This window comes from Sulfidibacter corallicola (genome assembly GCF_017498545.1).
In the GTDB taxonomy this organism is placed as follows: Bacteria; Acidobacteriota; Holophagae; order Acanthopleuribacterales; family Acanthopleuribacteraceae; genus Sulfidibacter; species Sulfidibacter corallicola.
Genome location: NZ_CP071793.1, coordinates 1,106,213 through 1,130,711, shown reverse-complemented (window position 1 = coordinate 1,130,711; position 24,499 = coordinate 1,106,213). Strand labels below are relative to the sequence as shown.

Annotated in this window: 15 protein-coding genes; 5 read left to right on the top strand and 10 right to left on the bottom strand. The window is 61.3% G+C overall.

Features of this window, described 5'->3' with window-relative positions; genetic code table 11:
* Positions 1-50: 50 nt before the first annotated feature.
* From J3U87_RS03290 to J3U87_RS03280, 3 genes are all read right to left on the bottom strand, one after another.
* Positions 51-938, bottom strand: a complete 888-nt coding sequence (locus J3U87_RS03290; RefSeq protein ID WP_237381602.1) for a M23 family metallopeptidase — start codon at positions 936-938, stop codon at positions 51-53.
* 287 nt (positions 939-1,225) lie between these two features.
* Positions 1,226-1,453, bottom strand: a complete 228-nt coding sequence (locus J3U87_RS03285; protein ID WP_237381601.1) for a hypothetical protein — start codon at positions 1,451-1,453, stop codon at positions 1,226-1,228.
* Between the two features lie 196 nt (positions 1,454-1,649).
* The gene (locus tag J3U87_RS03280; RefSeq protein WP_237381600.1) at positions 1,650-4,190 is read right to left on the bottom strand and encodes a protein kinase domain-containing protein; all 2,541 of its coding nucleotides are present in this window, start codon (positions 4,188-4,190) and stop codon (positions 1,650-1,652) included.
* Positions 4,191-4,755: 565 nt separating this feature from the next.
* Here J3U87_RS03280 and J3U87_RS03275 point away from each other — a divergent pair.
* The 3 genes from J3U87_RS03275 to J3U87_RS03265 all read left to right on the top strand — a co-directional run bounded on the left by J3U87_RS03275 (position 4,756) and on the right by J3U87_RS03265 (position 9,073).
* A complete protein-coding gene (locus J3U87_RS03275) occupies positions 4,756-5,367 on the top strand; it encodes a hypothetical protein (RefSeq protein WP_237381599.1) in 612 nt (203 codons plus the stop codon).
* A 2-nt stretch (positions 5,368-5,369) separates the two neighbouring features.
* Positions 5,370-7,640: an LPS-assembly protein LptD gene (locus J3U87_RS03270; protein WP_237381598.1), complete on the top strand. Its 2,271-nt coding sequence runs from the start codon at positions 5,370-5,372 to the stop codon at positions 7,638-7,640.
* Between the two features lie 95 nt (positions 7,641-7,735).
* Positions 7,736-9,073 carry a DUF92 domain-containing protein gene (locus tag J3U87_RS03265; protein WP_237381597.1) on the top strand — a complete coding sequence of 446 codons (1,338 nt, stop codon included), beginning with the start codon at positions 7,736-7,738 and terminating at the stop codon, positions 9,071-9,073.
* A gap of 72 nt (positions 9,074-9,145) precedes the next feature.
* Here the strand turns inward: J3U87_RS03265 and J3U87_RS03260 are convergent, their stop codons facing one another.
* Together J3U87_RS03260 and J3U87_RS03255 are read right to left on the bottom strand one after the other, a co-directional pair.
* Entirely contained in the window at positions 9,146-9,370 is a 225-nt protein-coding gene (locus tag J3U87_RS03260; RefSeq protein ID WP_237381596.1) for a DUF2610 domain-containing protein, read from the bottom strand.
* The gene (locus J3U87_RS03255; protein ID WP_237381595.1) at positions 9,355-14,346 is read right to left on the bottom strand and encodes a CHAT domain-containing protein; all 4,992 of its coding nucleotides are present in this window, start codon (positions 14,344-14,346) and stop codon (positions 9,355-9,357) included. Before J3U87_RS03255 ends, J3U87_RS03260 begins: the two co-directional genes overlap by 16 nt.
* Before the next feature lie 182 nt (positions 14,347-14,528).
* Here J3U87_RS03255 and J3U87_RS03250 point away from each other — a divergent pair, with 182 nt between their 5' ends.
* Complete coding sequence (locus J3U87_RS03250) at positions 14,529-16,007, top strand: hypothetical protein (RefSeq protein ID WP_237381594.1); 1,479 nt, start codon at positions 14,529-14,531, stop codon at positions 16,005-16,007.
* Between the two features lie 85 nt (positions 16,008-16,092).
* On the opposite strand, the gene J3U87_RS03245 is transcribed toward J3U87_RS03250, so the two are convergent.
* From J3U87_RS03245 to J3U87_RS03225, 5 genes are all read right to left on the bottom strand, one after another.
* Entirely contained in the window at positions 16,093-16,326 is a 234-nt protein-coding gene (locus J3U87_RS03245) for a hypothetical protein (protein ID WP_237381593.1), read from the bottom strand.
* Positions 16,327-16,460: 134 nt separating this feature from the next.
* Positions 16,461-19,442 carry a CHAT domain-containing protein gene (locus J3U87_RS03240; protein ID WP_237381592.1) on the bottom strand — a complete coding sequence of 994 codons (2,982 nt, stop codon included), beginning with the start codon at positions 19,440-19,442 and terminating at the stop codon, positions 16,461-16,463.
* Between the two features lie 135 nt (positions 19,443-19,577).
* Complete coding sequence (locus tag J3U87_RS03235; RefSeq protein WP_237381591.1) at positions 19,578-20,408, bottom strand: hypothetical protein; 831 nt, start codon at positions 20,406-20,408, stop codon at positions 19,578-19,580.
* Positions 20,398-20,973, bottom strand: coding sequence for an RNA polymerase sigma factor (locus J3U87_RS03230; RefSeq protein WP_237381590.1), 576 nt, complete (start codon positions 20,971-20,973; stop codon positions 20,398-20,400). Before J3U87_RS03230 ends, J3U87_RS03235 begins: the two co-directional genes overlap by 11 nt.
* A 381-nt stretch (positions 20,974-21,354) precedes the next feature.
* The gene (locus tag J3U87_RS03225) at positions 21,355-22,317 is read right to left on the bottom strand and encodes a hypothetical protein (protein ID WP_237381589.1); all 963 of its coding nucleotides are present in this window, start codon (positions 22,315-22,317) and stop codon (positions 21,355-21,357) included.
* A 433-nt stretch (positions 22,318-22,750) separates the two neighbouring features.
* Between J3U87_RS03225 and J3U87_RS03220 the strand changes: the two genes are divergently transcribed.
* On the top strand, positions 22,751-24,460 hold the full coding sequence (locus J3U87_RS03220) for a DUF4013 domain-containing protein (RefSeq protein ID WP_237381588.1): 1,710 nt from the start codon (positions 22,751-22,753) through the stop codon (positions 24,458-24,460).
* The last annotated feature ends 39 nt before the right edge of the window (positions 24,461-24,499 follow it).

Genomic DNA, 24,499 nt, shown 5'->3' with positions numbered 1-24,499 from the left:
AGGCGCTGGAGAAAAAGTCGAAACCAATTCTCCCCAAAGGTGCGTCGATGTCAGAAAGTCCTGGCCTCGTCGTAAATGAATTTACGCGGGTTGACCGCTTTGCCGTCTCGGTGGACTTCGTAATGCAAGTGGGGTGCGGTCGAGCGGCCGGTGTTGCCGACGAACCCGATCAGGTCCCCGCGCTTCACCATTTGTCCCTTGGAAACATTGAAGCGGTCCAAATGGGCGTATTTGGTTTCCAGGCCGCGGCCGTGGCTGATGACCAACATGTTCCCGTAGCCGCCCTGGTAGCCTTTGTAGGCGATTTTACCGTCGGCCGGAGCGTACACGGGGGTTCCCAGCGGGCAGGAAACATCCAGACCGTTGTGCCAAGCGCGTTTTTTGGTGTAGGGATCGATGCGGTAGCTGAAACCGCTGGAGAGCCAGCCGCGGGCCGGCAAGATCGATGGCGTGGAGTTGAGTTCATCGGTTTTGGATATGAAGTCGGCTTCTACATCGGCGAGTTCGCGCTCCAGATCCATGGTGCGGCGGCGCAGCAGACCCAGGTCGTAACGCAGGTACTGGTTGAGTTCTTCTTCGGCGAACATGTTGGCACCGCCGATTCCGCCGGTCGCCATATCGGTGGGCTCCACGTCCACCAGTTGCGCCAATTTGGTTGTCCGCTCTTGGAAATGCTTCAGTTTTTTCTCGATTTCGATGGTGGCGGTCAAGTATCGATCATTGGCCTCGCTGAGGCGCGTGTTTTCCTGGAGAAGCAGTAGGTATTCTTCTTTATGGGAAAAGTTCTTGAATACGACCAGCGCGAGACCCGCCAAAACGACCAGGCTGGTGCCCACGAGTCCCGCAACGAGTTTCATCGAACGTGCGGTGACGCGATACTGACGGTGTCCGCCATCGTTGTCGCTGAATACGACAATGTGGTATTTAGTTTTCTTCATGCAACGGGTTACCTGTCAATGATGTCCATATGTGAGCGCGCCCGCGCTCCCTGCCTGCCATGGGTCTATTCGAACAAATTTAAAAAAAGCCGGATCCAGCGGAGATCCGAACATATGGGTGGTGCACCCGGGTATCCAGAGGGATCACCGTGTTGCACGCAGGCATGATTCTCGAGATCGGTCGTCGTTCGTCACGAGACCATACGGTTCTAAGTGAACCACGAAATGCGAGATCAGCCAAGCCCGGAAAACCGAAAATCCGATTCCGGGCTCGGCGGGGTGTCCACTTACTCTTCGTCCTCATCATCTTCGTCGGATTCGAGGTCGTTTTCCAAGCCCAACAGTTTACAGTAGTTATCATAGATGTTGAGCTGAATGTCCTTTTCGCCCTTGAGTTGGGCCACCCGGCGTTTGACTTCGGCTACCAGCTCTTCCATGGTCTGCTCGATACTCTGGATGATTTCCCGAGTTTCGGAGAGCATGACCTCATATCGTTGCTTGCGTTCTTCATCCATAAACAGGATCCTCCCAAATACCAAAAAATAAGTGACGGAAACGAATCGCGAGTTCGTGAGCACGGTTCCCGACAAAGCGCGCGCCGCGCCCTCCCGGAAAATGAAAGCCGACCTCGCCCGACGAGGGATGAACGGAGCACCCTCACCCGGGCCGGTTGTTCCAAGCGTAGCCTCGATAGACCTGTGGTTCAGCCCCCTACAGTAGCATCACGGCAGCGGCGGTCGCAATCACCACGACCGCGGCGATTCCGATCCAAAGCAACGGCGACTTGCCCTTGGAGCTCGCTTCGGCGACCGCTTCGGCCTCGTGCGCTTGGAATTGATCGGTATCGGGCAGGATTACACCGCCTTGGCCTTTTTTTGCCTCGGCGGCTTCGGCCCGGGCCCGTCCGGATCCGAAGGCTTTCAATTTTTCCACATCCTTTTCGTAGATGAGGCGAATGTAATCGGCCACGTCGCTCTCGTTGATGTGGATCTTCTCTTCCTTGAGATAGTTCTTGAAGTCGTTCTCCAGCGATTTGGACGAATCGAAACGGCTGTGGAGATCCTTGGACAACGCCTTCAGGATGATGTTCTCGAGCTTCTCGGGAATATGGGGATTGATTTCACGAGGCGCGGCGAACTTGGCCTGCCGAACGTTCTTGAGAATGGAAAGTTCGGAATCGCCGGCAAACAGTTTCTTGCCGGTCAAGGCCTCGTACAACACACTGCCGAGACTGAAGATATCGGAGCGTCCATCCAGGTTCTTGCCTTCGGCCTGCTCCGGCGACATGTACAGCAGCTTGCCCTTGAGCGAGCCGGCCACCGTCTGGGTCGCCTTGATGGAGGCCTTGGCGATGCCGAAATCGACCAGTTTGATTTCGCCCTCGGTGGAGATGAGAATGTTCTGGGGCGATACGTCGCGGTGCACGATCTGGAGTTCCTGGTTGTCGTAGCCCTTCTTGTGGTGCGCGTAGTGAAGGGCGTTGCACAGCTTCATGCCGATGAACACGACTATTTCGGGAACGAAGGTCACCTTGAGCGCGTGAAGCTGGTTGAGGACCATCCGCAGGTTGTGGCCGGCCACGTATTCCATGGCGATGAAGAAACTGTCTTCCATCTTGCCCAACTCGTAGATCTGCGCGATGTTGGGATGGGTCAAGTTGGCGGCCACCCGGGCTTCGTCGATGAACATCGAGATGAATTCGTCGTTGTCGCTCAGGTGCGGCAGGATCTTCTTGATGGCGACGATCTTCTCGAAACCCTTTTCACCGATGAGCTTGGCTTTCCAGACCTCGGCCATGCCGCCCGAGGCGATCTTCTTGAGCAACTGGTACTCGTTGGTACCGCTGGTGGCACTGGCGGAAAACAGGTCCTTGGGCGACGCATCGGGTTTGGCGGCAAGGGCCTTTTCGCGATCTTCCTCGCTGATGGGCTGGGTGGCGAAAGGGCTGTCTTTTTCGAGGTCGCCCGTGGGCAGGGGTTGCACGGGAGGCTCGGCCTTGGCGACCGGCGACGCCGGTACGGGTTCGGGCTCGGCCGCCGGTTTGGCGGGAGCCTCCGGAGGCTTGGGTGCCTCGACCGGCTTCGCCTCCTCCTTGGCCTCGACCTTTTTGGGCGCGGCCTTCTTGGCCTTCCGCTTGCCCTTGGCGGGTCGCGTTCGTGCGCGCGCCGCCTCGGCCTCCATCTCCTCCAGCCGCTCCGGATCAATGCGCGAGGCGGTGATCTCTCCCGCGGCGGCGATTTCCACCGGGGACTGGTCCACGTGGCCGGATTCGATGTCGTCGATCAAGGCCCCGAAAATATCGTTGCTGGTCAGTTGACCGCCCTCGCCGGCTTCTTCGGACTGCGTGATCTTGACACGCGAACTCGACGGACGTTCGGGCTTCTTGCCATCGCCCAACGCCTGCTTGTTCTTTTCCTTGATGCGTTCGATTTCTTTCTGAAGTTCTTCCGGGCTGACCCGGACGGTCATGGCAGGGCTCTCTTCTTTCTTGGGAGAGACCTTCTTGCGCGATCCGGAGAATATGTCGGATGCGGGCTTGGTAGCTGTCTTCGGCACGGTTTTCCCTTTGGATATCTGGATTTCGCCCATTTGGCGATCCAGCATCGCGTTGACCTCGACCGGCAATTCTTCCTTGCGGTTGGCGGCGTCATCCGGCGTGTGCTCCGCATCGTCGAGCAGCTCGCTGTCCAGGCCCGGATGGCCTCCGGCAGCGGCCTGATCCAGGCTTTGATCGCGAATCGTCTCGTCCAGGCTGATGTCGTCTTCGCCCTGGCCGGAAAAATCGGCGCGCGCGATGCCCGCGAGACTGGTGTCGCGAACCGTGGCGTCCAAATCACCGTCGTCCCCCGAATCCGGTGGCGACGGCGGATCGATGCCCCTCTGGCGCAAACAACCGCCGATGGTTTCGAGCAACAACGAGTCGGAGTAGGGCTTTTCCAAAAAGGCACTGGCCCCGTATTTGGTGGTGGCATCGCGCCGGTAGCGATCACCGCGATACACGCTACTGGAAATGATGACGACAATGTCCGGATACTTCTTGGTGATGCGCTGGCTCACCATGAATCCATCGACGCCACTCAACAGCGGATCGACGATCGCGACATTGGGTTCGAAGGAAGCTACGGAGTCGAGCGCCTCCTGGCCGTTGCTGGCCGTTGTCGTTTCATAACCAACTGCGGTCAATAAGCTTTCAAGCGACCCACGGCTTGCGTCCTCGTGTTCCGCAATGAGAATCTTCGCCTGCTTCGTCATCTATTTCAATTCCAGTAAGGCATACGAATTGGTCCAAATTTGAACCAAACATAACACAACATGCAAGCAGGTGACAAACCTATAAGACGGCCCTCACGAATTTTAAAACCGAGGCAAAATCACGGGCTTGGAAAAGACCGAGACCCTTTCCGCGATCGCCGAAAAATTCAAAATGGGCACCCTGTCGCGCCATCGGCACCCGTTCCCGCCACAGCCGTTCCGGAGGCCCGGCACAGGCCCCGCCGCACCGCCCTCCCCCATCCATTTTCTGGTGCTCGATCGCGCCTTTTGGTCGACTTTGCGGGTCAATCGCGGTTTAATCTATCGAGTTTCGCCAGGGTATGCGCCGTGATCCCCGGCCGGATCCGGATCGGTTCGGCACCTTTGGCGTAACACGCTGATTCTTTTGCCCAAGGTTGCGCCTCTCGGACCGCGGTCGCGGACTCGCGATTCGCCGACCGGAGACCGCTCCGGCGAGATCGGGACCGTCGCGTTCCCATCGCAGGCCGCGACACCGCCCCGGCAGCTTTCGGCAAAAGGCTCCATTCCCAGCCAGGAGGGCTCCGTGACCGGATGGATCGCCACGATAACGCTTTGGACCCTGTTGGCTCCGAGTCAGGGCTTGCGCATCGGTGGGCCCATGCCCCTCGAACCCCAGTCGGCCCGTTTCGATGGCCGCACGGTGATCTTCGAGAGCAAGTCGATCACCTGCCGCCTGACCGCCTGGGAACCGAACCAACTCCGCGACCATTTAAAGATGATGGGTATCGACGACGACACCGTCAGCCGGCTCGGGGTGGATCAGGTGATCGATCGCGCGGTGACCTACATGGTCCAATTCGAGAACCGGAGCGAGCACACCCTGTTGTTCAATCCGGACCAGATCCAACTGGTGGACAAGAACGAGGGCCCGGTCGCCACCCTTTTGGAGATGGCGGACCTGTGGCCGATCTCCCTCCCGGAATTCAACCGCCAGCAGGCCGAGTTGGCCAGCCTGTTCGCCCGAGGCACCGTGGAGGTCCAACCCGGCAAGACCACCCAGCAACTGCTGGTGTTTCGATCGATTTTCGATCGGCCTTGGCCCAAGCGGGTCGACTTGCAGATCCGCCGCCTTTACGCCGGCATTCACAGCTTCGACATCGCCTGCCGCTACGACATCAAAAATCCCAAGGACTGAATGTGACCCGCCGTTTTTCCCCGGCCGCGCGCTTCCGGTCCGGGCTGCTGCTTCTCTTGTCGGTGGCCTGTTCGGCCCCGCTATCGGCCCAATCCTCCGCCAATCAACCGGATTTCCGAATCGAGTACCTGGGCAGCCAAATCATCGATGCCGAGGGCAAACAGATCGTGACCGGCGAGGTCAAGATCGCCTACGGCGACCTGTTTCTGATGACCGCCGACACGGTGGTCTTCAATCCCAAAACCAATCGCACGGAAGCCAGTGGCAACGTGAAGTTGGACTACTACACCGAATTGGGCCTGGTGGAGATTTCGGCCCAGCGGGTCGAATACGACGTGGCCAACCAGAGCGGCCTCGCCATGGATGTGGCGGCCCAGTTCGGCGACGAGTTTTTCTTCGTGGGGGATTCACTGGAAATCCTCAATCGCGGGACCTTCTTCATCATCGAAAAGGGACGCGTGACCGCGTGCAACCAACCGGTCACCCATTGGTCGATGGAAATCCGCAAGGCCCAGGTGGAACAGGAAGGCTATGCGGTCATTCGCGGTGCCAAGTTCCGCGTGAAAAACATTCCCATCATCTACCTGCCCTGGATGATGGTACCGGTGATGCGCGAGCGCCGGACCGGCCTGCTCCAGCCCGACACGGGCAGCTCGGAACGCAACGGCACCTTTTTCAGCCAACCCTTCTACTGGGCGCCGCGCGACGACGTCGACATGACCTTCACGCCCACCTTCGCCGACAAATCCGGCCTGCGGTTGGGTCTGGAGTTGCGCTACCGCCCGAATTTGAATTGGTACGGCGAGCTCCAAGGCACCTACTTCCGCGACGACGTCCTGGACGCCCAATCCGTGGAGGAACGCCCACGCGAAGACGGCGAACCGCTGAAAAAGGACCGCTTCCGAGCCCAATGGCACCACGAAGCCCCGATCTGGAAGGGCCATTTCGTGGTGGACGTGGAGGCCGGATCGGATTTCAGCGTGGATCGCGACTATCTACAGGACGCGGAAAAGACACGGGTCCGGGACTACGTCTATCGCGCCCGTCTGGACCGCCCGGTGGGTCGCGACTCGCTGGTGCTCAACGTCTCGCGCCTTTCGCGCATCCTGCGCACCGACGAGACCGTCGTCAACCTGAACGTGTTGCCCGAATTCCGCTACTACCAACCCAAGCGCCGCATTGCGGGGGGCTTCTACTACCGCAACCAGTTTTATATGGACGCGTTTCGCCTGACGGACCTGGGCGCCCTCCAGCTTTCGGGCAACCTGACCCGCCTTGGCATGGACGCCGAGATTTCACGGCCGATGGAACTCGGTCGCTTCATTCACTCGCGCTGGGGCGTCGCGGCTCGCGGCGCATGGTACGACGGCGACCTGGACAATGCCCGCAATCGCGAGACCCGCGCGGCCGACGGCACTTTGACGGAACTCCCGCTGGTGGAGGCCGAGGGCGACGACGGGCGCGGCGCGGCCTACGCCTTCCTGGAATTCACCGGTCCGCGCCTGCGCCGCGACTACCGCTTGGGCAAGCGCCGCCTGGTTCACTACCTGGATGCCAACCTGGACCTGCGTGCCGGGGCCGCCGACTCACGGCGCACCTACGCCGAGACCATGGACCAGGACCCCTTCCTGGAAACGCTCGAGAGTATCGAACTCGACGAACTGGATATCCGCCTCAACGAACAGACCGACGGCTTGACCTCGGCCTGGCGCGTCAGCAACAGGCTGTTCACCGGGCCTGCCGGTCGCGTGCGTCCTTTGGCGGAGCTGGAGATCACCCAATCGGTCGACCTGGACCGGGAAGACAGCGAAGACGACGACGCCACCGCCTATCAGCCGATCGAAAGTCGCTTTCGGCTGTTGGGGTTGGGCTTCATTCACGGGAACGGCTTCGTCGAGTACAATCCCGACCGCGGCGCTTTCGATGCGCTTTCCTTTTACGGCAGCGTCAACAAAGGTGGCTGGCGCGGCTACGGCGGCTACGTCAACCGAAGGGCGCGCTCGGCCAATCAGGTCGACCAGGAGAGTTTCATCGGGATCTCGGAACTCGCGCTTCCTCGGTGGCGATCACGCCTCAAGCTTTCGGTCGACTACAACTTCGAGTCGAGCGAGTTCAAGAGCCAGGAATTTCTCTACGGTTATCAGGGTCAATGCGTGGGTTTCACGGTTAATTACGTGCGCTCGCGCTTCGATTCGAGCCAGACCAGCAATCGCGATTTCTTCCGGCTGTCGGTCAGCCTACGCAATTTGGGTGAGCTCGGCACCAAGTTCTGAGCGACGACACGAAGAGTCGGGTCACCCCGAGTTCTTCCGCCGAAACCCGTCGAATCCACCAAACGCCTTACCAACCCCAAGCACACGGATACCTCATGAATAACAGTTCTGTCGATTATCGGCGTTGGAAACGCCGCACCGTCCACATCACCATGGCGCTCTTCGCACTGTGTATCGGGCGCTTGCCGCCCTGGGCCATTTGCGCCTTGGCACTGACGGCGCTCGTGTTCAACGTCCTGCTGCTTCCGCGCCTGACAGCACGTCAGTTGGAGCGGCCCGAGGATCGGGCGCGCGGGTTTTCGTTGGGCATCTTGATGTACCCGGCCGTGCTGCTGCTGATCAGCCTGTTGTTTTACGAGCACCAGGTCTTCATGGCGGTGGCCTGGGGTGCGATGGCCTTCGGCGACGGATTCGCCGGAGTGATCGGCGAAGCGGTGCGCGGGCGAACCTGGCCCTGGAACGACGGCAAGAGCCTGGTCGGCTCCGCCGCCTTCCTCGTGCTGGGCACCCTGTTGACTTGGGCCCTGGTCATGGCCTTGCCGGAAGGCATCCTCCTGGGCCACCCGCCCGAGCGCTGGCTGTGGATCGTCGCCATCGGGGTCGGCGTGGCCGGCCTGGTCGAAACGGTGCCCGGCACCATCGACGACAACCTGGCCGTGCCCCTGACCGCCGCATGTGTGGCCTATGCGGTTTCCGGCGTTGACGCCCTTGGCGCGCTACCGCCCCATTGGATGTGGGGCGCCGGCCTGACGGCCTTGTTGGCGGTCCTGAGCTTCGGCGCCAAGAAAATGGATCTTCCCGGGGCGATCGTGGGCGCCCTGATCGCCTGGTCGATCTTTCTGGGCGCGGGCTTCGCCGGGTTCAGCGCCCTGTTCGCCTTTTTCGTGTTCGGTTCGCTGGCCTCCCACTGGCGCATGCGCGACAAGGAAAAGGCCGGCCTGGCCCAGGAGAATCGCGGTCGCCGATCCATTCGCCACGCCGTCTCCAACGGCGGCGTCGCGGCCTGTGCCGGCTTGCTGGCCTGGCTGTTTCCCGAGCTCGCGATGGTGTTTCAGGTCGCCCTGGCCGCATCACTGGCTTCGGCGACGGCCGACACCCTGAGTTCCGAACTGGGCAACGTGGCCGGTCGCCGCTTCGTCAACGTGCTCACCTGGCAGCCCGATGAACGCGGTCTCGACGGCGTGGTCAGTCTGGAGGGCACCCTGCTCGGCGCGGCCGGTGCCCTGTCGATGGGCCTTTTGTTCGCCGCCTTCGGCGCCTCGCTTCAGGCCGTGATCCTGGTCGTGGTGGCCGGGGTCCTGGGCAACTATCTGGACAGCGTGCTTGGCGCCAGCCTGCAGCGCTGGGGCTACATGACCAACGACTCCGTGAACTTCGCGAACACGGCCGCCGCCGCATCGTTCGCCGGCACCCTGTGGTGGGCCTTTTTCTGAATCCGCCAGCGTCCGGCCCTTTCTGGCGTCGTGCTCCGTATCGAGGCCGACATCGTCGTCCCATTCTCGGCACTACATTAAAAGGTCTTCCAACGCGACTCCGTCCGACTCGGCAATCCGGGCCAACGTCGCCAGGCGTTTCATCACGGAAGGATCGAGGCGGTAACCGTGGTGATTTTGAAGCCACTCCGCTTGGTACTGCAACGGGTGCCGTCCGCATTCGTGGTCTCCGAGAAACACCCGGAACCGACCCTGGCGATCTCCGTGCTCGAACGGCACCTCTAGTTGACGAACCATGGCATTCCCTCCTCATCTTCGTTCGGCACCCCCATCGCCCGACCCACGATGACTTCGACCCAGCGTCCCAACGGACCCCAGCACCGCAAGGCATCGTCGGAAGCCGTCGCCGGCAGAATCAGGGGCCGTTCCGATCCAGCCGCCTCGGCCAAGGCGCGCAGGATTTTCGGACGCCAAACGGCCACCAGTCGGTCATCCGCCAAGGCGAGACATGACAGTCGCGCCGCCGCCAAGGCTTGAACCGCACTTCTTCCCACAAGTCGATCCAAAAGGATGGGGATCGCGGTGGGATCGACCCAACGGTATCCGGAAAGGCTGACCAATACGGCGATACAAGCCGGCTCCACATCCACGAGGTTGCGAAATAGGGCCTTGGCCATCCCGTCTTCCAACCGTTCCAATGCCGCCGAGAGCCGGAAGGCAGCTTGGCGAGCCGGCAACCAGTCGCTCCAGGAGGCCGCTTCGCTCAATGTTTTCCCAAGCAAATCGAAGGGCTCGACCGAAGCCCGCCATTCCTCGGGCCATTTCCGGGCGAATGCATCGAGAATCCCCAACAGGTCACCCGTAACCAGGTCGAACGCGTGCCGGCATTGGGGATCGATATGGATGCGATGCTGGAGCCAGAGGATCAAAAGGTTTACCGCCTTGGGCCGACCGAGGAGTTCCTCCGCCGCGAGGTCCAAATGAACGGGAATCTCGGAGCCGATCAGACGCATCCGTCCCATGCGTTCCAATTGCAGGAGCTGTTCATCGACCGGCAGGTGATCGAGCAGGACGCTGCGCTCTACGAGTGCCGCTTGCGCCTGTCGAATCGCCTCGTCCGGATCGACCTCGAGATCCGCCGCGAATTCCTTGGCCAAATCGACCATCGTTTCCGCTTGCTGGAGGGAAACGGCAATACAAGTCGACATGGCGGGTGTTTCCGGCGCAGTGAGGACAAGCTCCAGGACCCGCCGTCGATCCGGGTCGATGCGTCGTCGGGTCAGGGCCATCGCCAGGTTGAAGCGCCACATACGCTGCAACTCGGAAGAAGGTACCTTGGCCCATTGCAAAAACACCGGCCAGGTCGTGGCTTCCAAGCGATGGATCCGCCGAAGGATCACTTCCGCCACGGCCGCCTGCCGCGAACCGGGCATGGCCAAAAACTGTTTCATCCACCCTTGCAGCGCCACTGCATCGTCGTGAATCAACTTTTCGAAACTCCAAGCCGCAACCAGAGCCAGTCCGGGCGCCTCCTCCATTCCCTCGAGGTAGAACCGAGCCAGCGCTTCCACCGCGCCCGGTCCTGCCCGAGAGACACGAAAAACGGGCCCGGCGAAAGGATCGGTGAGGCTTCGCACCGCGAAACGACGCGCCTCGTCGTCTTCACTTCGCGCCGCGCGCAGCAGTGCGGCAAGACCCGCCTCATCCAAAAAACCCGCTCCCCCGGCAGCACCGGACCCGTCGCCCTCGCTCATCGCGATTGGCCAGAAAAAAGCTCGGTTCGGTTCTTCGACAGATAGGCTCGCCTGCTCGAGCCCGATCCACATGGAAGCGGAGACTCCGGCCGTATCCGAAGAATCGACAGGCGTGCGATCCCACCCATTCGAATCGAGTTTTCCCAAGTGGCCGTTCCCAGGGTCGAGAATGGTCGCGGGAGATCGCGTCGGTCGCCCCCCGTTTCCTCGAAGCCAGGCGTGCATTTGAAGTGTCGCCAAGGCCGCGCATCGTGAACCGGTTCGCCATCCGGATGGCGTTTCCTCGCTCCGATCTTCATAAATGGCATCGACGTGAATCGATGCAGCACTCGTTGCAGAACGACGCAGGGCACCCGCCAGCAGTCGTGCCGCATCGGGATGCCGGTTCAATGCCCTGTGGAGGAATGCCAAAAGCGGCAGGAGGTGAGGTCGCGGAAGGCTCAAGGCGGCCGACAGGCCGGAAGCCAACCAACCCAAACCCAGACCACGGTGAACCAGCGCCGCGGCACACAGCAGAAAGACGCGCCGTCGGGCCGGCAAATGTTCCACTTCCGCGTGAAAACGAACCGCCCAGGATTCACGTGCCGGGAAGGGGGCGAAACGAACCATCCAATAGGCCGCCACCGCCCGATGACCGGGTTCGACCATGCGATCGAAGTCACGCCCCAATTTCTCATGGAGTGCCTGGTAGCGCAATTCACGAAGGCGCTCCTGCCCTCGACAGAGCCAGGCAAAACACCGGAAGGCACGAAATGGCTCACTGATGGACCGAATCACGGCCCAAAGCGACGATTCCGTACATTCGGGTTCGACCTCGTCGACGGTCTCCGGTTCGATCGCATCGATTGCAGCCAATACCTCCCGACGTGCGGCTTCCCCTGGCCTGAAAATGAGGTATGTCAGAATCCGGATGTCTTCCAGGAATCCCATCGATCGGGCCTCCGGCACCAAATGGCGCAATGCCCAGCCGCGAACCGGATTCAAATGGGAAGGTGCCGAAGCGACGGCATCCAGGGCCGCATACCATTCGGCCTCCCGGGTCCCGTCGCGAACGGCCTGAACCTCAGGAGAGCACCCTCGTTTCCAAGCACCGAACCGCGTGAGAAAGGGCACCAATCCGTCTCGGGATGCCAAAATCCGCCCCGCGAGGGTGTCCAGAAACACCGCAGCGAGATGACTGGATGCGGGCGAGCGTTCCATGGCCAACCGGGCGAGCAGCAACGCCGCCCAACGGCTGTCTCCAAATGGTCGATACACCTGTTCGAACGGAAAATGGGCAAGCGGGTGCAGTTCCTGGAGAGCCGCGTGTATTTTCGGCGCCGGGGGTTCGGCGTCCGCCGAAGCTTCCACCCACAAAGGAAGCAGCAAGGCTGCCGCTCGACCGGCCCCTCGACCGGCAAGCCCGCGCGCGAACTGCAGGCGACTTACGAGATCGCTTCGCAGTTCTTGCGGCGCCCGCATCACGAGACTGTCCGGAGCGCCCCAGGAAAGGGTCGTGACAGCGACGTCGGCCTCGATCCGACGCCGCGGATCCGGCTCCTCCCTGGCGAGACGACGCAGTTCGGGTAAGAGGTCCACCGGAGTTTTGCCCGCTCGCAAAGCCTCCACGAAAAGCCGGGCGAGCGGCGTTTCGCGGTGGATGCGGTCGAATGCCAGCCCGGAAGCCTCCCGGGAGTGCCATGCGTGGCCCCCACACAACACCAAGCCCAAACGGACCCAGTTGGGATCCGTCCGAAACCGTTCGGCCAGGGTCGCGTCACGCAACAGCACTTTTCGCAAACCGTGACGGTCGAATGGCAGACAATGGGGGCGTGCCAATTCCAGGCGACGCAAGCTCGCCTCCAGACGACCGTGGGAACCCGGAAAGAGGGCGTCGGCACGATCGAGCCAAACCCGCTGAATCGGCCCCAATCTCACCCGCGGATGGGCGAACACTTCGAAGAGGGTCAGCAAGTGCGACCTCGCTTGCGGATCGGGCCAGGTTTCGCTCGGTAGAACCGAGTGAGGTCGATCCACGGCGGCCAACAGTCGAGCAATGGCGTCCAGTGCCAGAGTGGGGTAAGGAGAAGCGCCAGTTTCCCCCCTGTCGGCGGCCACGGCCAGCAGGGCGTGAAAAAGTCGATGTGTCAGGCCCGGATGGGCCAGCGCATCGTGGGCACAGTGGGCCACGAGCCAAAGAACCGCCATACGGGCCGTCAGGGCCGAGGTTTCGGATGTGGCCAACCGGTCCACCACATCCAACGCGGCTTCCGGTGTCGCCAGGGTCATGTCCCTCCAAGACGCCACGAGGCGTGCTCCCGCCTCCGGGAGAAAGCGTCGCGAACGAAACCGGGTGATGAATTCCGACGGGCGCAGCTTTTGGCCGGGGCTCGCTGTGGGAGGATGACCAACACTCGGTCCCGAGATGGGTGTCGTCGATGCGCCAACATCCGAGGAGCGGATCCCGGCATGAAACAAGCGACATTCCGGTTGCCGCGAATAGAGCGTTGGCACGGCCCAGACCGGCCTTTCGGGATTCATGGCGAACAACATGATCCGACTCGAAGCCACACATCGATCCACCGGTCGCCCCTGGGCCAGGAGCCGGTAAAAGTGGGCGCCGAAGCAACATGCTTCCTTGTCGGGAAAACCGCCCTGCATCGCCAACACGGTCTCGATCCCCCGCAGGGTCAGGGCCGAAGCGGTCGCCGCGAAGGGATGCACGTTCGCCCCGCCTGCCAATTCGGAAGTACCGCAGGCATTGAGAAACACGGTACGCAAGCCCGGTTGGGCCTCGGTCAGGAGCGTCGCCAGTTCGGTCGCGGCGATGGCTCGCGCCTCTCCCGTCTCCGTTTCGAAGTACAGCGCCCCCTGTGTGCCATCGCGAATCGTTCCCTCGCCGTGGCCGATGAAGTGAAACACGTGAAAGGTGCCTTCCTGGAGCTTTTCCAGTAGCGACCGGGAGGTGGCCCGCCCCAACACCTCCAGTTCGATGTGGGCCCTGTCCCGTTGAACCGACGCCAAAAGTGACAACTCGCGGGGTACGTCCAATTGGCGCAGGTCTCGAGGATTGGCCCACGCCACCAACACCCGCAATCGCTCGGGTCTGTCCATCGCAACCGCCGGGCGCGGCAGATCCAGGAAACGGACCAGCGAGCGTTGCAGGCTGAGAAAGAGGAACATCCGCTCCCGTGGATGGTGCAACAGCTCCCACGGCAAGCGCATGAGGGCAAGGGCCGCCGGATCGTTCAAGTTGGCCTTGATCACGAAGCGAATCTCCCGCTCACGGCGATGCACCAGCGTTTCCTCGAGAAGCATCGCCAGGTCGTCTTGAAACAAGAGGTCGTACAATTCACGTCCCAAACCGGCGGGATCGTCCAGCGGGAAAAGCTGCCGGCGGCACATCGTGATCGGCAAGGGGAAAACCCGATGCCCCTGGCCCATCGAGGAATGGACATGGGCCTGAACGTGATCGTTCGGGGCTCCGCTGAGCTGGATGACAAACTCGTCGATTGGAAGCGTTTGTCGAGAGTGTCTCATGTCCCTGCACCGTCCTGTGTGCCGGCCGATCACCCGAAAGGACCCGGCACCGACCCATCGAATTTCGACCAAGGGGGTCGTGACGGTTGGTAACGAAATCATCACATCCGTGGAGACGAATCGGGCGGGCCTGCACGGTTGCCGTGAATCGGTGTCCAAACTTGGGCCGATGGAGGTGTTTCATGAGGAAAAGAGAATGGACGGTTCCGTGCCTGGCGTTGGAAGCCGAAACGGGCGCCTATCATTCGATGGTCGATACGGCGTCCCTTTTCGCCAAACTGAAGTCGACCACGACGCAGCCCGTCATACGAAATCTGATGACACGGACACGGTTGCCGCGGGAATCGGCAGTCTGCGAGCGGGGCCTGATGAGCGGGTTGGACCCGGAATCTCTGGAAGATGCGGGCTGGGGTCTCCTGTTCGCCGAGGACGACCCCAGGACGGACGAGATCCTCGAGGCGTTGGAACCCCTTTGGGCGAAGAGAGCCGCCGAAATGGGACGTCCTCCGATCGTGTTTCGGGGCGAGCGGGGATTCCGTCGCACCTATCGAACCGCATCCGATTTCCTGGAATACCACGGTGTGGGCCACCAAGCGGTGGACCCGAGCGCCGGAGTGCCCTTTTACCTGCTGTTGATCGGCGGACCGGAGTCGATTCCGTTCCCGTTTCATTTCGACCTACAGAGTCAATTCGCCGTGGGCCGCCTGGCCTTCGATTCGGTGGACGCGTATGCGCACTATGCCGACACGGTGTGCACCTGGGACGGTGTCCGATCACCGCACGGGTTGACGACGGCCCTGTTCGGCCCCGGCCATCCAGGCGATCGGGCCACCTGGTTGAGCCTGCGGCACTTGCTGGAACCGCTACACGACTGGTTGCGCCACCATCGAGAAGCTCGCCGTCGCCGTTGGCACATCCGGGCGACACTCGCCGAGGCGGCCCTCAAAAAGCGGTTGGTGGATCTCCTCGGTGGACCCGATACCCCGGATTTATTGTTCACCGTGACCCATGGTGTGGTCTACCGTCCGGGACATGCGTCGCAACGGGCGCGTCAGGGGAGCCTCGTGTGTGCCGACTGGCCCGGTCGCGAAGCTTGGTCGAGGGGCTTGGTTCCGCACCAATTCTTCGGCGCCGAAGATCTGTTGCCCGGAGCGGACTTCGCGGGATTGATCGCATTCCTGGTCACCTGCTACGGGGCCGGCTGTCCGGCCTGGGATCATTTCGCTTTCGACGATCCCGAATCTACGGGCGCCAGGGCTCTCGCGCCGAAGCCCTTCATGGCCCGATTGCCCACGGCGCTTCTCGGCAACGGTCGATCCGGAGCCCTGGCGGTGGTGGCACATGTCGAACGAACATGGGAGAGTTCCTACTACGCGCCCAACATCGCACGCAACGCAACCGATTACTTCAGCGTGGTATGGGATTTATTGAACGGGAAAACGGTGTCCTCGGCCCTGTCCACGGTACATGCACGACAGGCGGTCTTGGCCGCACGCCTGAATCGCCACTTGCTCGAGCCCGACGATCGACCCGAGCTGGCCCAGCGTATTTGCGCCTACTGGAAAGCCCAAGACGATGCCCGCAATACCATTGTGCTGGGAGATCCGGCCGTTCGCCTGTGCCGACCGGAGCGGGCGCGTCCAACAAGCCACAACGGATAGGGGTCTCGCTCGTAGCGCCTTCGATGCACCCAGATGGCGATGGACGGAGCACCCACCCGGGCTCCGTCCGGTTCCGTAACGGGCCTCAATCCTCGGCGTGTAAGTCGAGACCGGTCGGCTTGGGATCGGGATCCGGTTCATGGGGATCGTGATGTCCGGTTGGCGGCCGAGATGCCGCACCGTTCACATCGAGTCCGGTAATTTTGGGTCGGGGCTCCGGTTCGTGGGGCCGAGCCGTCTGACCCGGACTCGTTTCCTCTCGATAGCCGGCCTGCGGAACGGGTGGATCTTGGAAAGGATGCGCTGGAGGTTGGGACATGGAGATCTCCTTTTTCAATGCTTGGATCCACGAGGGCCGGAGCCTTGGGTGGCCCACACCGTAGATCGGATTTGCGATTTGGGACCGCTCACATGGTAAGTCGCCAACCTGCCGTGTTTGTTCAGAGCGAATACTTATTCCGGGTCTTCCCTGAGCAGACCGTCACCGAAAAGCACGAAGCCGGACCAAAAATAGGGAGAGGCAAACCGCGGTTTCGCACGGAAATCCCGTTTGGCCTGGGCCAGGGCCAAAGCGGCGTCCATATGGGCGGGTCCATCGCCAAAGAGATGTCCGTAAAACGTGATCATCAATTCGGCGGTGGCAAAATCGTCGACTTGGATCTGGGAAACCACCACGGAGCGGGAACCCGAGGTGAAAAAGGCTCGCGTCAAACCCAACAGCCCCTCACCGGCGAAAGGCGCGCCCAGGGCCGTTTGGCAACCACTCAGCACCACCAAATCCGCACGCATGCGCAGGTGTTCGATCTGAAAGGCCGGCAAGGTACCCGGCGTCCTGCGGCCCCGCTCGTCCCGCCGGCTCAGGATCAGGCTCGAGAACTCGGGTTGCGTTGCATCGATCCGACCATGTGCCGCGAGATGGAGAAGGTGATAATCACCCTCACGACGCATCAAGGCCTCGCGATTGGCCGCAAACCCGGTAAGTACGACGGCCTCCTCGCCCAGGTGGTCCCGGATCGCCTGGCCCTCCCGGCGCGACTGGGGCAAACGGGGTAACTTCGTTTCGGAAGATGGATCCGCCCGCTTAGACGCGGAAGTTCTTCCGGGACTGGCTTTGACCCGGCAACGGGGGTCCGAATCGCCGTAGACCGGATCGGCCAGGATCAGGGCGCCCCGACGCATTGCGGGTCGAACCGCCGAATGACGCTCGCGAAGTGCGGCCAGCGTCGATGCCGAGGGCACGTAGGCCACGACGTGCTTTTCGATGAGAGGTCCCCTGCCGAGCACGGGATGCTCCAAGGCTTCGAAGGGCACGTAGTGGAGGAAACGGTGACGCACGACATAAAGCCGGCGGGGGCTCCGCAGGTGTTCTGCGATCGGTTTCAAAAGCGCCGAACCCAATCGCTGGGCTTGACGTGAAAGCCGCGCAGCCCCGGACAGGTTCTTGCCATCCCTCAGAAGGTCCATGAACCGGGCCACTTCCACCTCGAGTTCGGCGACAGACAGCGGCAGAGGGTGAACCTCGAACACATCGCGGCCCACCACCCAAACCGCGGGAGATCGAGCGTTCAAGTGGTACGTCACCAAGAGATCGTCGCGCCGCAGCAGGCGCCTGGCCTGTTCGGGTCCAAACCGGGAGGTTTCGGCCGCCTGCGTCCGTTGGTTTTTGGCATCGCGTTCGGTCAGGATTCGATACCGATGAAGCAAGCGCAAACGTTCGGCTTCTTCGGCCGACCCGAACCATTCATCCGATCCGGCAGCCCGAGAGGAACCATAGCGATCCTCGGCCTCCAACAGTTCGGCCGCGAGCGCTCGTTTTTCGGGCGTGGCCGGATGAAACTCGGGCGGCTGTGCGATCCGCCTCACCGTGGTCCGAGCCAGGCCGCGCTCCACAAAGGAATAGGCCCTCTCGCGATAGCCCCTATCGGGATGTTCGTGATGAGATGCCAGGAAAATGGCGGCCGCCAATTCGAAATACTGATGTCTCGAGGCAAAGAGCGGCAGCTCGGTATTCAAGCTGTACCCCTTGCGGCCCAATCGCTCCACCAGGTCGATCGCGGTGGCGATGCTCTCGCGGGCCTCCTCGTGCCGACCAAGGCGGAATTGGGCGTCGGCATGCAGGTAATGGGCTTGGGCGAGCGGGACGGAAGCACTCCGACGCGCGAGGGTGTCCAGGCCTCGACGGACGAAAACCAGGGCCTGATCGGGCCTGTCTCGTTCGAGGTGGACGTTGGCCAGATTGAGAGCCGTGATCGCCGCAAAATCTTCTCGTCCCAAACGTGAAAACGTTTGCCATGCCTTCCGAAAGTGGGGCGCGGCGGCTTCCGAATCTCCCTTCAACAGGTAGGCGGATCCCAGATGATCCCAGAGCACGCCCAATTGCAGGACGTTGCCTTGTTTCTTTCGCAGAGCGATGGCGGCCAGCAGGGACTGTTCGGCCGAATCATAGTCGCGGGCTTGGCTGTAGGCGGTACCGAGAATGGTATGGGTGTTGGCCATACTGCGGCCATTGCCCTGAGCCGCATGGATGTCACGGGCCTGAACGAGATAGGGAACGGCATCTCGGGAAAGGCCGAGCCAAGTGTAGGCTCTACCCAAGTTGTAGAGAATGATCGCTTTCTCGCGACTCGGACCCCGCCGTTCGTGATATTCGAGAGCATGATGAAAATGGTACAAGGCTTCGTGGATGTCACCCAGGCTGTGGAGAAGGGTGCCCAGATCGTTGTGGGCGATGGCCGTTCGGCGCATCCAGCCATGTACCTTGGCGAGGTCCAAGGCCTCCTGGAACCATGCACGCGCCTCGAGCGGTGCGACCGCTCGCGCGGCTTCGCCACATTCCGACAACAGTTCCAGGACGAGTGCGTCGTTTGCGCAGGTACGCGCCAAGGCCAGGGACTTTGCCAGGCTGGAACGGGCCAGCGCGCGGGTTTCCGGCGATTGCGACGCCCGCCGGCCGAGTTCCCGCCACAAGGGCATCGCAAGGCGAGCGGCCAATGGATGATCCAGGGTTTCCAGCCTTGCCAGAAGCTCCCGATACTGGGCGATGGTCGGCCCGGGTTGGCCTTCCGGCCCCTCCTGTCCCGTGTGCCCCCCCGCGGATCCCAAGCGAGACGCTTCCGCCAGCGTCCGTGACGTTTCTTCAGGGATATCGGAAGTCCGAGCCAAGGTCACGCGACAGGTCGCATCCTGGCCATAGGTGTCGGGATGCGCCCGAAAAACGACTTTCCCGCGAAAGTCTCGATCGCAAAAGAACACCAAAACCTCCGTACCGTCGCCACCCGTTTGGGTGTCGGTGACGACCAGTGGCTCCCCTCCGGACCGGTGCAGTCGGAGCTCGATGTCCATCCCCTGCGGAATTGCCTCGGCCACCAGGAACTCCCCCCGCACCAGCGTCACCGGAATCGCCGCTTCGGGCAGAGCTTCGAAGTGATCGAACACGATCGTGCGAGACGACTCAGCACTCGAGAAGGACCCGAGCCAAAGAAGCAGGGGGAACACCCCAACCCAAATTCGACGCAACCCGAAGGAAGACGGCCAAACCCCGGGCCGATCATCCTCGGGGCGAGGTCTCATTTATTCGAACACCAGTCGATGGGTCATAATGGGCCGCCATTCGCCGTCATGCATGCGACTCAGCCTAATTTCCAGCGTGCCCGCCCCGAAAAAGTCCCGCGCCACCAAGTACCGTACGAGGTCATCCTTGTTCAGCGAAAATTCCTCCGCCAAGACCAGGCGCCCTTCTTTATGGAATGCAAGACGGTACCTGGCCTGGTCCGCCACTTGGTTAGGCAACAGTTCCAAAGGGAAAAGGCGGGTGTGCTTCGGGACGCGATAGGTTTCCACCTGGTTTTCTTCGCCCCGAACGACCGAATCGTTTTCGTAGAGATGAACCGGGTCGCCCATACGACGCGGCCGATCTCTGCGCTGGAGCTCCTCGCGAAGGCCCAGGTTCATCAGGATCAAGGTACCGAGCGCGATCAGTAGGATCGCGGCGACGCCCAAGGACGGCCAAAAAGGCAACGTACGCGACCCTCGCGGCTTGTCCTCCACCGGAGCGGCGATTGGTGTCGGCATGCGTTCCATGGACGGCGCCAGGTCCGCTTCGCGCAACTCGGTTTCCAGGATGGCCCGAGTCTCCTGCCAACCGGCCTCCAGAACCGCGGGATCCACCTCCGGCAATGCCACTGCCTCGGGATCGAGGAATCCCTCCAAATCAGCGAGCATGCGCGCGGACTCCGGATCTTCCTCCAACCGGCGAGCGACCTCTCGGGCTCGCTCAGGTTCGAGCCGACCGGCCCGATAGTCTACCAACAGATCGGGCGCCACGGGTTCACGCCAACCCAAAGGGTCCGCTTCGGGCCCGGTATTTCCGGAAGCGGGGTTACGATCGGGTTCAGGCTTCATCGAGTTCCTCTCCCAAAGAATATCGATCGGCGAGGCGCCACTTGGCTCTGATTTTCGCAATTCCCTGCGAAACTTGCGAGCGCACCGTTTCAGGCGTGATTTGGAGATGGGAGGCGATCTCCTGATAACTCTGCTGTTCGAAAAACCGCAGGTGGCAGCACGCCCTCATTCGGTCTGGCAGTTCGGGAAGGGTCTTGCGAATGAACTGGACCTTCTCGGCATTCAAGAGTTGACGGTCCGGTAGGAGTTCCTGGGATTGGGGAATCTGGAGCGCCGGGTGGTCGAGCGGATGATCGTCCAGCCAAACCATGTCGGCCTCTCGTTTCTTGGCGTGTTCATAGCGCAGGCGGTTCTTCAGAATGTTCATGGCGATGCTGTAGAGCCACGTATTGAGGGTGGACTCGTGACGAAAGCGGGAAATACTGCGCGTGGCCTGAAGAAACACATCTTGGGTGAGGTCGCGACTTTCGTCCACCGAGAAGCCGCGGGAATAAAAAACTCTGAACACGACCTTGTAGTAGGTTCGGAGCTGCTCGATGAAAGTGGCGTGATTCGATTCGTTCATTCCCTTGGTGATCCGGAGAGCTGGAGATCGTGACATGAAAACATTGAATTAAACGTTTTATCGATTTTTTCTCATTATTAAATCTTTTCTACTCTACCAAGTCAAAGCATTTTTCTCGGCATATCGTGTTCATCTTCCATTTCCTGAATCGGTAGCACCTTTGCGTTAGCGTTTGTTTAAAGTCGTGTCAGCCGTCGCATTCTCCCCTTGCAACCGAAGCCCATTCGTTGCACCCGAACGGGGCTCCCGCACCATCGAGCCACCCCACCGAGGAGGTCCGACTCGATGGACGGGCGTTCTTCCCGAATGATGGCTCGCGGTGGGGTTCAACCAAGTCGATCGGGTGGCTTTGTTCGCGAGAATTCCGGCGCGTCGCCGAAATCACGCCTCCGTTTTCGCTGCCACCCAGACATCGACCCGTTCCTTTTGAATGAGCATGCCGTCCTGCTCGTAGCCGGGATAAACCGAACTGATCTTGCCGACCAATTCAGAGTCGGTGGTCGGTGTCGTCCGCCGCGAGGTTTGCCGGTGGGGATTGAACTTTGGTTCCGGTTCACGGAACAGGCAGACACCCTGGTGCTGAAGCAGGATTTCCAAGTCGTCCTGTAACTCTTCGAGAAGCGTCGTCCATTGAGCGACCGTCACTTCCGTCTCGGGCCGCGCCACCCAATCGCTGCGGATTTTTCCCAACGTGTCGTGCATGCGAATGATGCCGTTGATGTAGGGCCGGCTGGTTTTTGCGAGGAGGTTCTGTTTGTGTTCCGTCAGTTCCTGGTGGAGCCGATCGATTTGGGCTTCCTTGAAGCGATCCAGAGCCCATCTCTTCTCGAAAATATCCGCCACCCGTTCCGATTTCATGTCCAACATGGTGTCGATGGCTTCCATGACGAGGGCCACGACGTGACGGCTCGAGGTATCGGATTGGCTTTGCGTGACCGCGTCGAGTTCATCGGATTCGGCGGGAGGTCGAGGACGGTCCTCTTCGGTTTCGGAGACCGGTAAGGGCGCCGGTCCAGCATGGTCCCTTTGCGGTCCGGGCTCTGGTTCGGACGCGCATCGGGCGGCGGCCACGGGTTCGGGGCCCGGCCCGACCAGCTCGACCGGAACTTCCGGTCGCGGGCTTGCTTCGGTCGCCGAGCACGGCGTTTCGCCAACGGTAGTTTCGGATTCCTCGTTAGGTCGGGCCCCGTTCCCGTGGTGGGTTTCGAGAGCGGTTGGTTGCGTTTCGCGAGACAGCGTCCGGAAACCTGCGATGAGCTTGGACAGATTCTGGGCCAACAGGTCTTTCAATTGGCCGAGGCGATCGCCCTTGCCATCTTTTTGAATGGGTTGGGTTGCGGACATGGTCACTCCTCGAGCGCGCGAAAACCTTCGCGCCGGCGTTGTTCGACAAGCCCGTACACCGAAAATCGGCGAGAGAGCTTGTGAACGGTTGAGTCACCCCTGAAGAGAAAACGTGCAGATCGCGACCGGACAAGCTCCCCCAAGTTGCCAGATCGGCCGGGAGAATCCGCACGCCTAAGCCCGGTTCCTCAAGAAAACCGGGGCCGAGAAGGTTCGAGCCAGCCATGAGGCCCCATCGCGCTCCTGGACCGGCCAAAACGCGAATTCCACACTCACGGGAAACCTGTTGTTTCGAAAAAAAACGGCACGGTCTCGCCCACCCGTCTCCACGTTTTGCGGAAAACCGTCACACACCCTTCATGCGTCCAGTCTTCTCCCCTTGCATCGCACGGCGTAGAAGCTCCGTTCCCATCGACCAAACCAGAGGAACAACATGTCCCAAGACATCTCACATTTTTTCGAACTCCTGGAGTTGGACCACGGTGAGTCCAACCCGACGGTCATCGATCGGGCCATCGTGGCCAAACAACGGGAGTGGAGCCGAAAGGCCAACATGGGCGCCCCGAAAGCGCGCTTGAAGGCCAAAGCCCACTTGGACTTGATACCGGAAATCAAGCGTGTGCTGCTCGATGCCAATGCACGGGAAGCAGCGGCCAAGCAGGCGCGCGACCGAGCTGAAAAAGCCAAACGGGAGGTTGCCCGCCAGGCGCGCCAGGATCTCGACGAATGGGTTCGGCTGATCGCCTTGGACGGTTGCTGTTCCGCGGAACAGTTGGCGGATCTCGAGACGCGTTTTTCCGATCGCCTACCCGCAGGGAGCGTGCGAGCGGCCATGGAGGCGGCCAACATTCACCTGGACACTGACTCCGATGGGTTGGATCCCACGACCCAGCGGGCCATCGTTGCGCAGTTGGGCGTGATCGGACAACCCAACCTTTACGCATTCCTGGGCGTGTCTCCGGACGCACCCAGGCAGGAATTGGCGCGCCGCGCACGAGATCGCGAGGCCGAATTCCGCCGACAGGGCAAAATCGATCCGGTCAGCTCGGCGGGCAGTGCCCTGGCCTCGTTGTGCGTCACGCTTTTTCGGGAGGAATCAGGACGCCGAGGTTACGGCGCCTATTTCAAGGAAGCCACCCTGCGACCCTACATAGAAAAACTGGAAGTGATCGGGAAAGCGGGGCACGTCACCACCAGCCAACTTCGAACCTTGGCCGAAACGGCCGAAACCAAGGGGTTGGATCCGGAAGAAGCCAGGCGCGGCTTGACCATGCACGCGCGCAAACTGGGCCTGACGGTGACGGTCGATCAAGTCGAAACCAAAGATGTGACCCGACGGCGGGACGGCCGGTCCGAGCGATCGGAACCATCGACGTCACCGGCCGAGGATCTCCGGTCCACGGCGTCCGGCCATGGGCCTGCTGCAGTCCGCCGCGGCCCCGTTCAACCCGACCCGGGGCGAAAGGCCGACTTTCTGGGAGCCCTGTTCCTCCCGCTGCAGCAGCCGAAACCCGTGCCCAAGGTGGCGACCCTGATGCTCGTGAGTTGTATTCCGGGCTTCAACGTCCCGCTCCTGTTGGGATGGCGCCACGAACTCATGTGCAACGCATTCACCGGCAAAAAGCCGGTTTGGCCCAAATCGAGCCCAGGCCGGTACCTGTGGCGTGGCCTGGGATTGAATCTCATCGCCTGCCTCTACGCGTTGGTTCCCCTGTTCGGGTTCGCGATCCTCGCAGCAGCGGAAATCGGCTCGATGTTCATGGGATTGGTCCACTGGTTACAAGGCACTTATCAGCCTTCCCAGGGCGACGGCTACAACGGGTTGTTGCTGTGCCTGTTCGGAATCCTTCCCTGGATGATCTATCAATCCGGAAAGGCCCGCGCGCTCTATCGCGACAGCATTTGGACCATTCTCGACGTGCCTGCCAACCTGCACCTGATCGTGTCGCGACCCATTCCCTTCATCAAGTTGACCCTGTTCATCGGGCTGATTTGGCTGGGAATGGCGGGCATCGGCATCTTCTTCGGCCAACTCGGGTTCCCCTGGCTGCTTTTCTTCCCGGCGTTCGCCGCCCCGCTGTACTTCTGGGCAAGCGGGTACCTCATGGGCCAATTGGCTCCGGCCGGTTCCGAACATGACTGACGCGACGGGCGCTGCCCGAGCCTCGCCCTCGTCGCGGGC

Excerpts from the sequence above, each read along its gene's own strand:
- J3U87_RS03290 (WP_237381602.1), bottom strand. The coding sequence starts at position 938 with ATGAAGAAAACTAAATACCACATTGTCGTATTCAGCGACAACGATGGC.
- J3U87_RS03285 (WP_237381601.1), bottom strand. The coding sequence starts at position 1,453 with ATGGATGAAGAACGCAAGCAACGATATGAGGTCATGCTCTCCGAAACT.
- J3U87_RS03280 (WP_237381600.1), bottom strand. The coding sequence starts at position 4,190 with ATGACGAAGCAGGCGAAGATTCTCATTGCGGAACACGAGGACGCAAGC.
- J3U87_RS03265 (WP_237381597.1), top strand. The coding sequence starts at position 7,736 with ATGAATAACAGTTCTGTCGATTATCGGCGTTGGAAACGCCGCACCGTC.
- J3U87_RS03260 (WP_237381596.1), bottom strand. The coding sequence starts at position 9,370 with ATGGTTCGTCAACTAGAGGTGCCGTTCGAGCACGGAGATCGCCAGGGT.
- J3U87_RS03255 (WP_237381595.1), bottom strand. The coding sequence starts at position 14,346 with ATGAGACACTCTCGACAAACGCTTCCAATCGACGAGTTTGTCATCCAG.
- J3U87_RS03250 (WP_237381594.1), top strand. The coding sequence starts at position 14,529 with ATGAGGAAAAGAGAATGGACGGTTCCGTGCCTGGCGTTGGAAGCCGAA.
- J3U87_RS03245 (WP_237381593.1), bottom strand. The coding sequence starts at position 16,326 with ATGTCCCAACCTCCAGCGCATCCTTTCCAAGATCCACCCGTTCCGCAG.
- J3U87_RS03235 (WP_237381591.1), bottom strand. The coding sequence starts at position 20,408 with ATGAAGCCTGAACCCGATCGTAACCCCGCTTCCGGAAATACCGGGCCC.
- J3U87_RS03230 (WP_237381590.1), bottom strand. The coding sequence starts at position 20,973 with ATGAACGAATCGAATCACGCCACTTTCATCGAGCAGCTCCGAACCTAC.
- J3U87_RS03225 (WP_237381589.1), bottom strand. The coding sequence starts at position 22,317 with ATGTCCGCAACCCAACCCATTCAAAAAGATGGCAAGGGCGATCGCCTC.
- J3U87_RS03220 (WP_237381588.1), top strand. The coding sequence starts at position 22,751 with ATGTCCCAAGACATCTCACATTTTTTCGAACTCCTGGAGTTGGACCAC.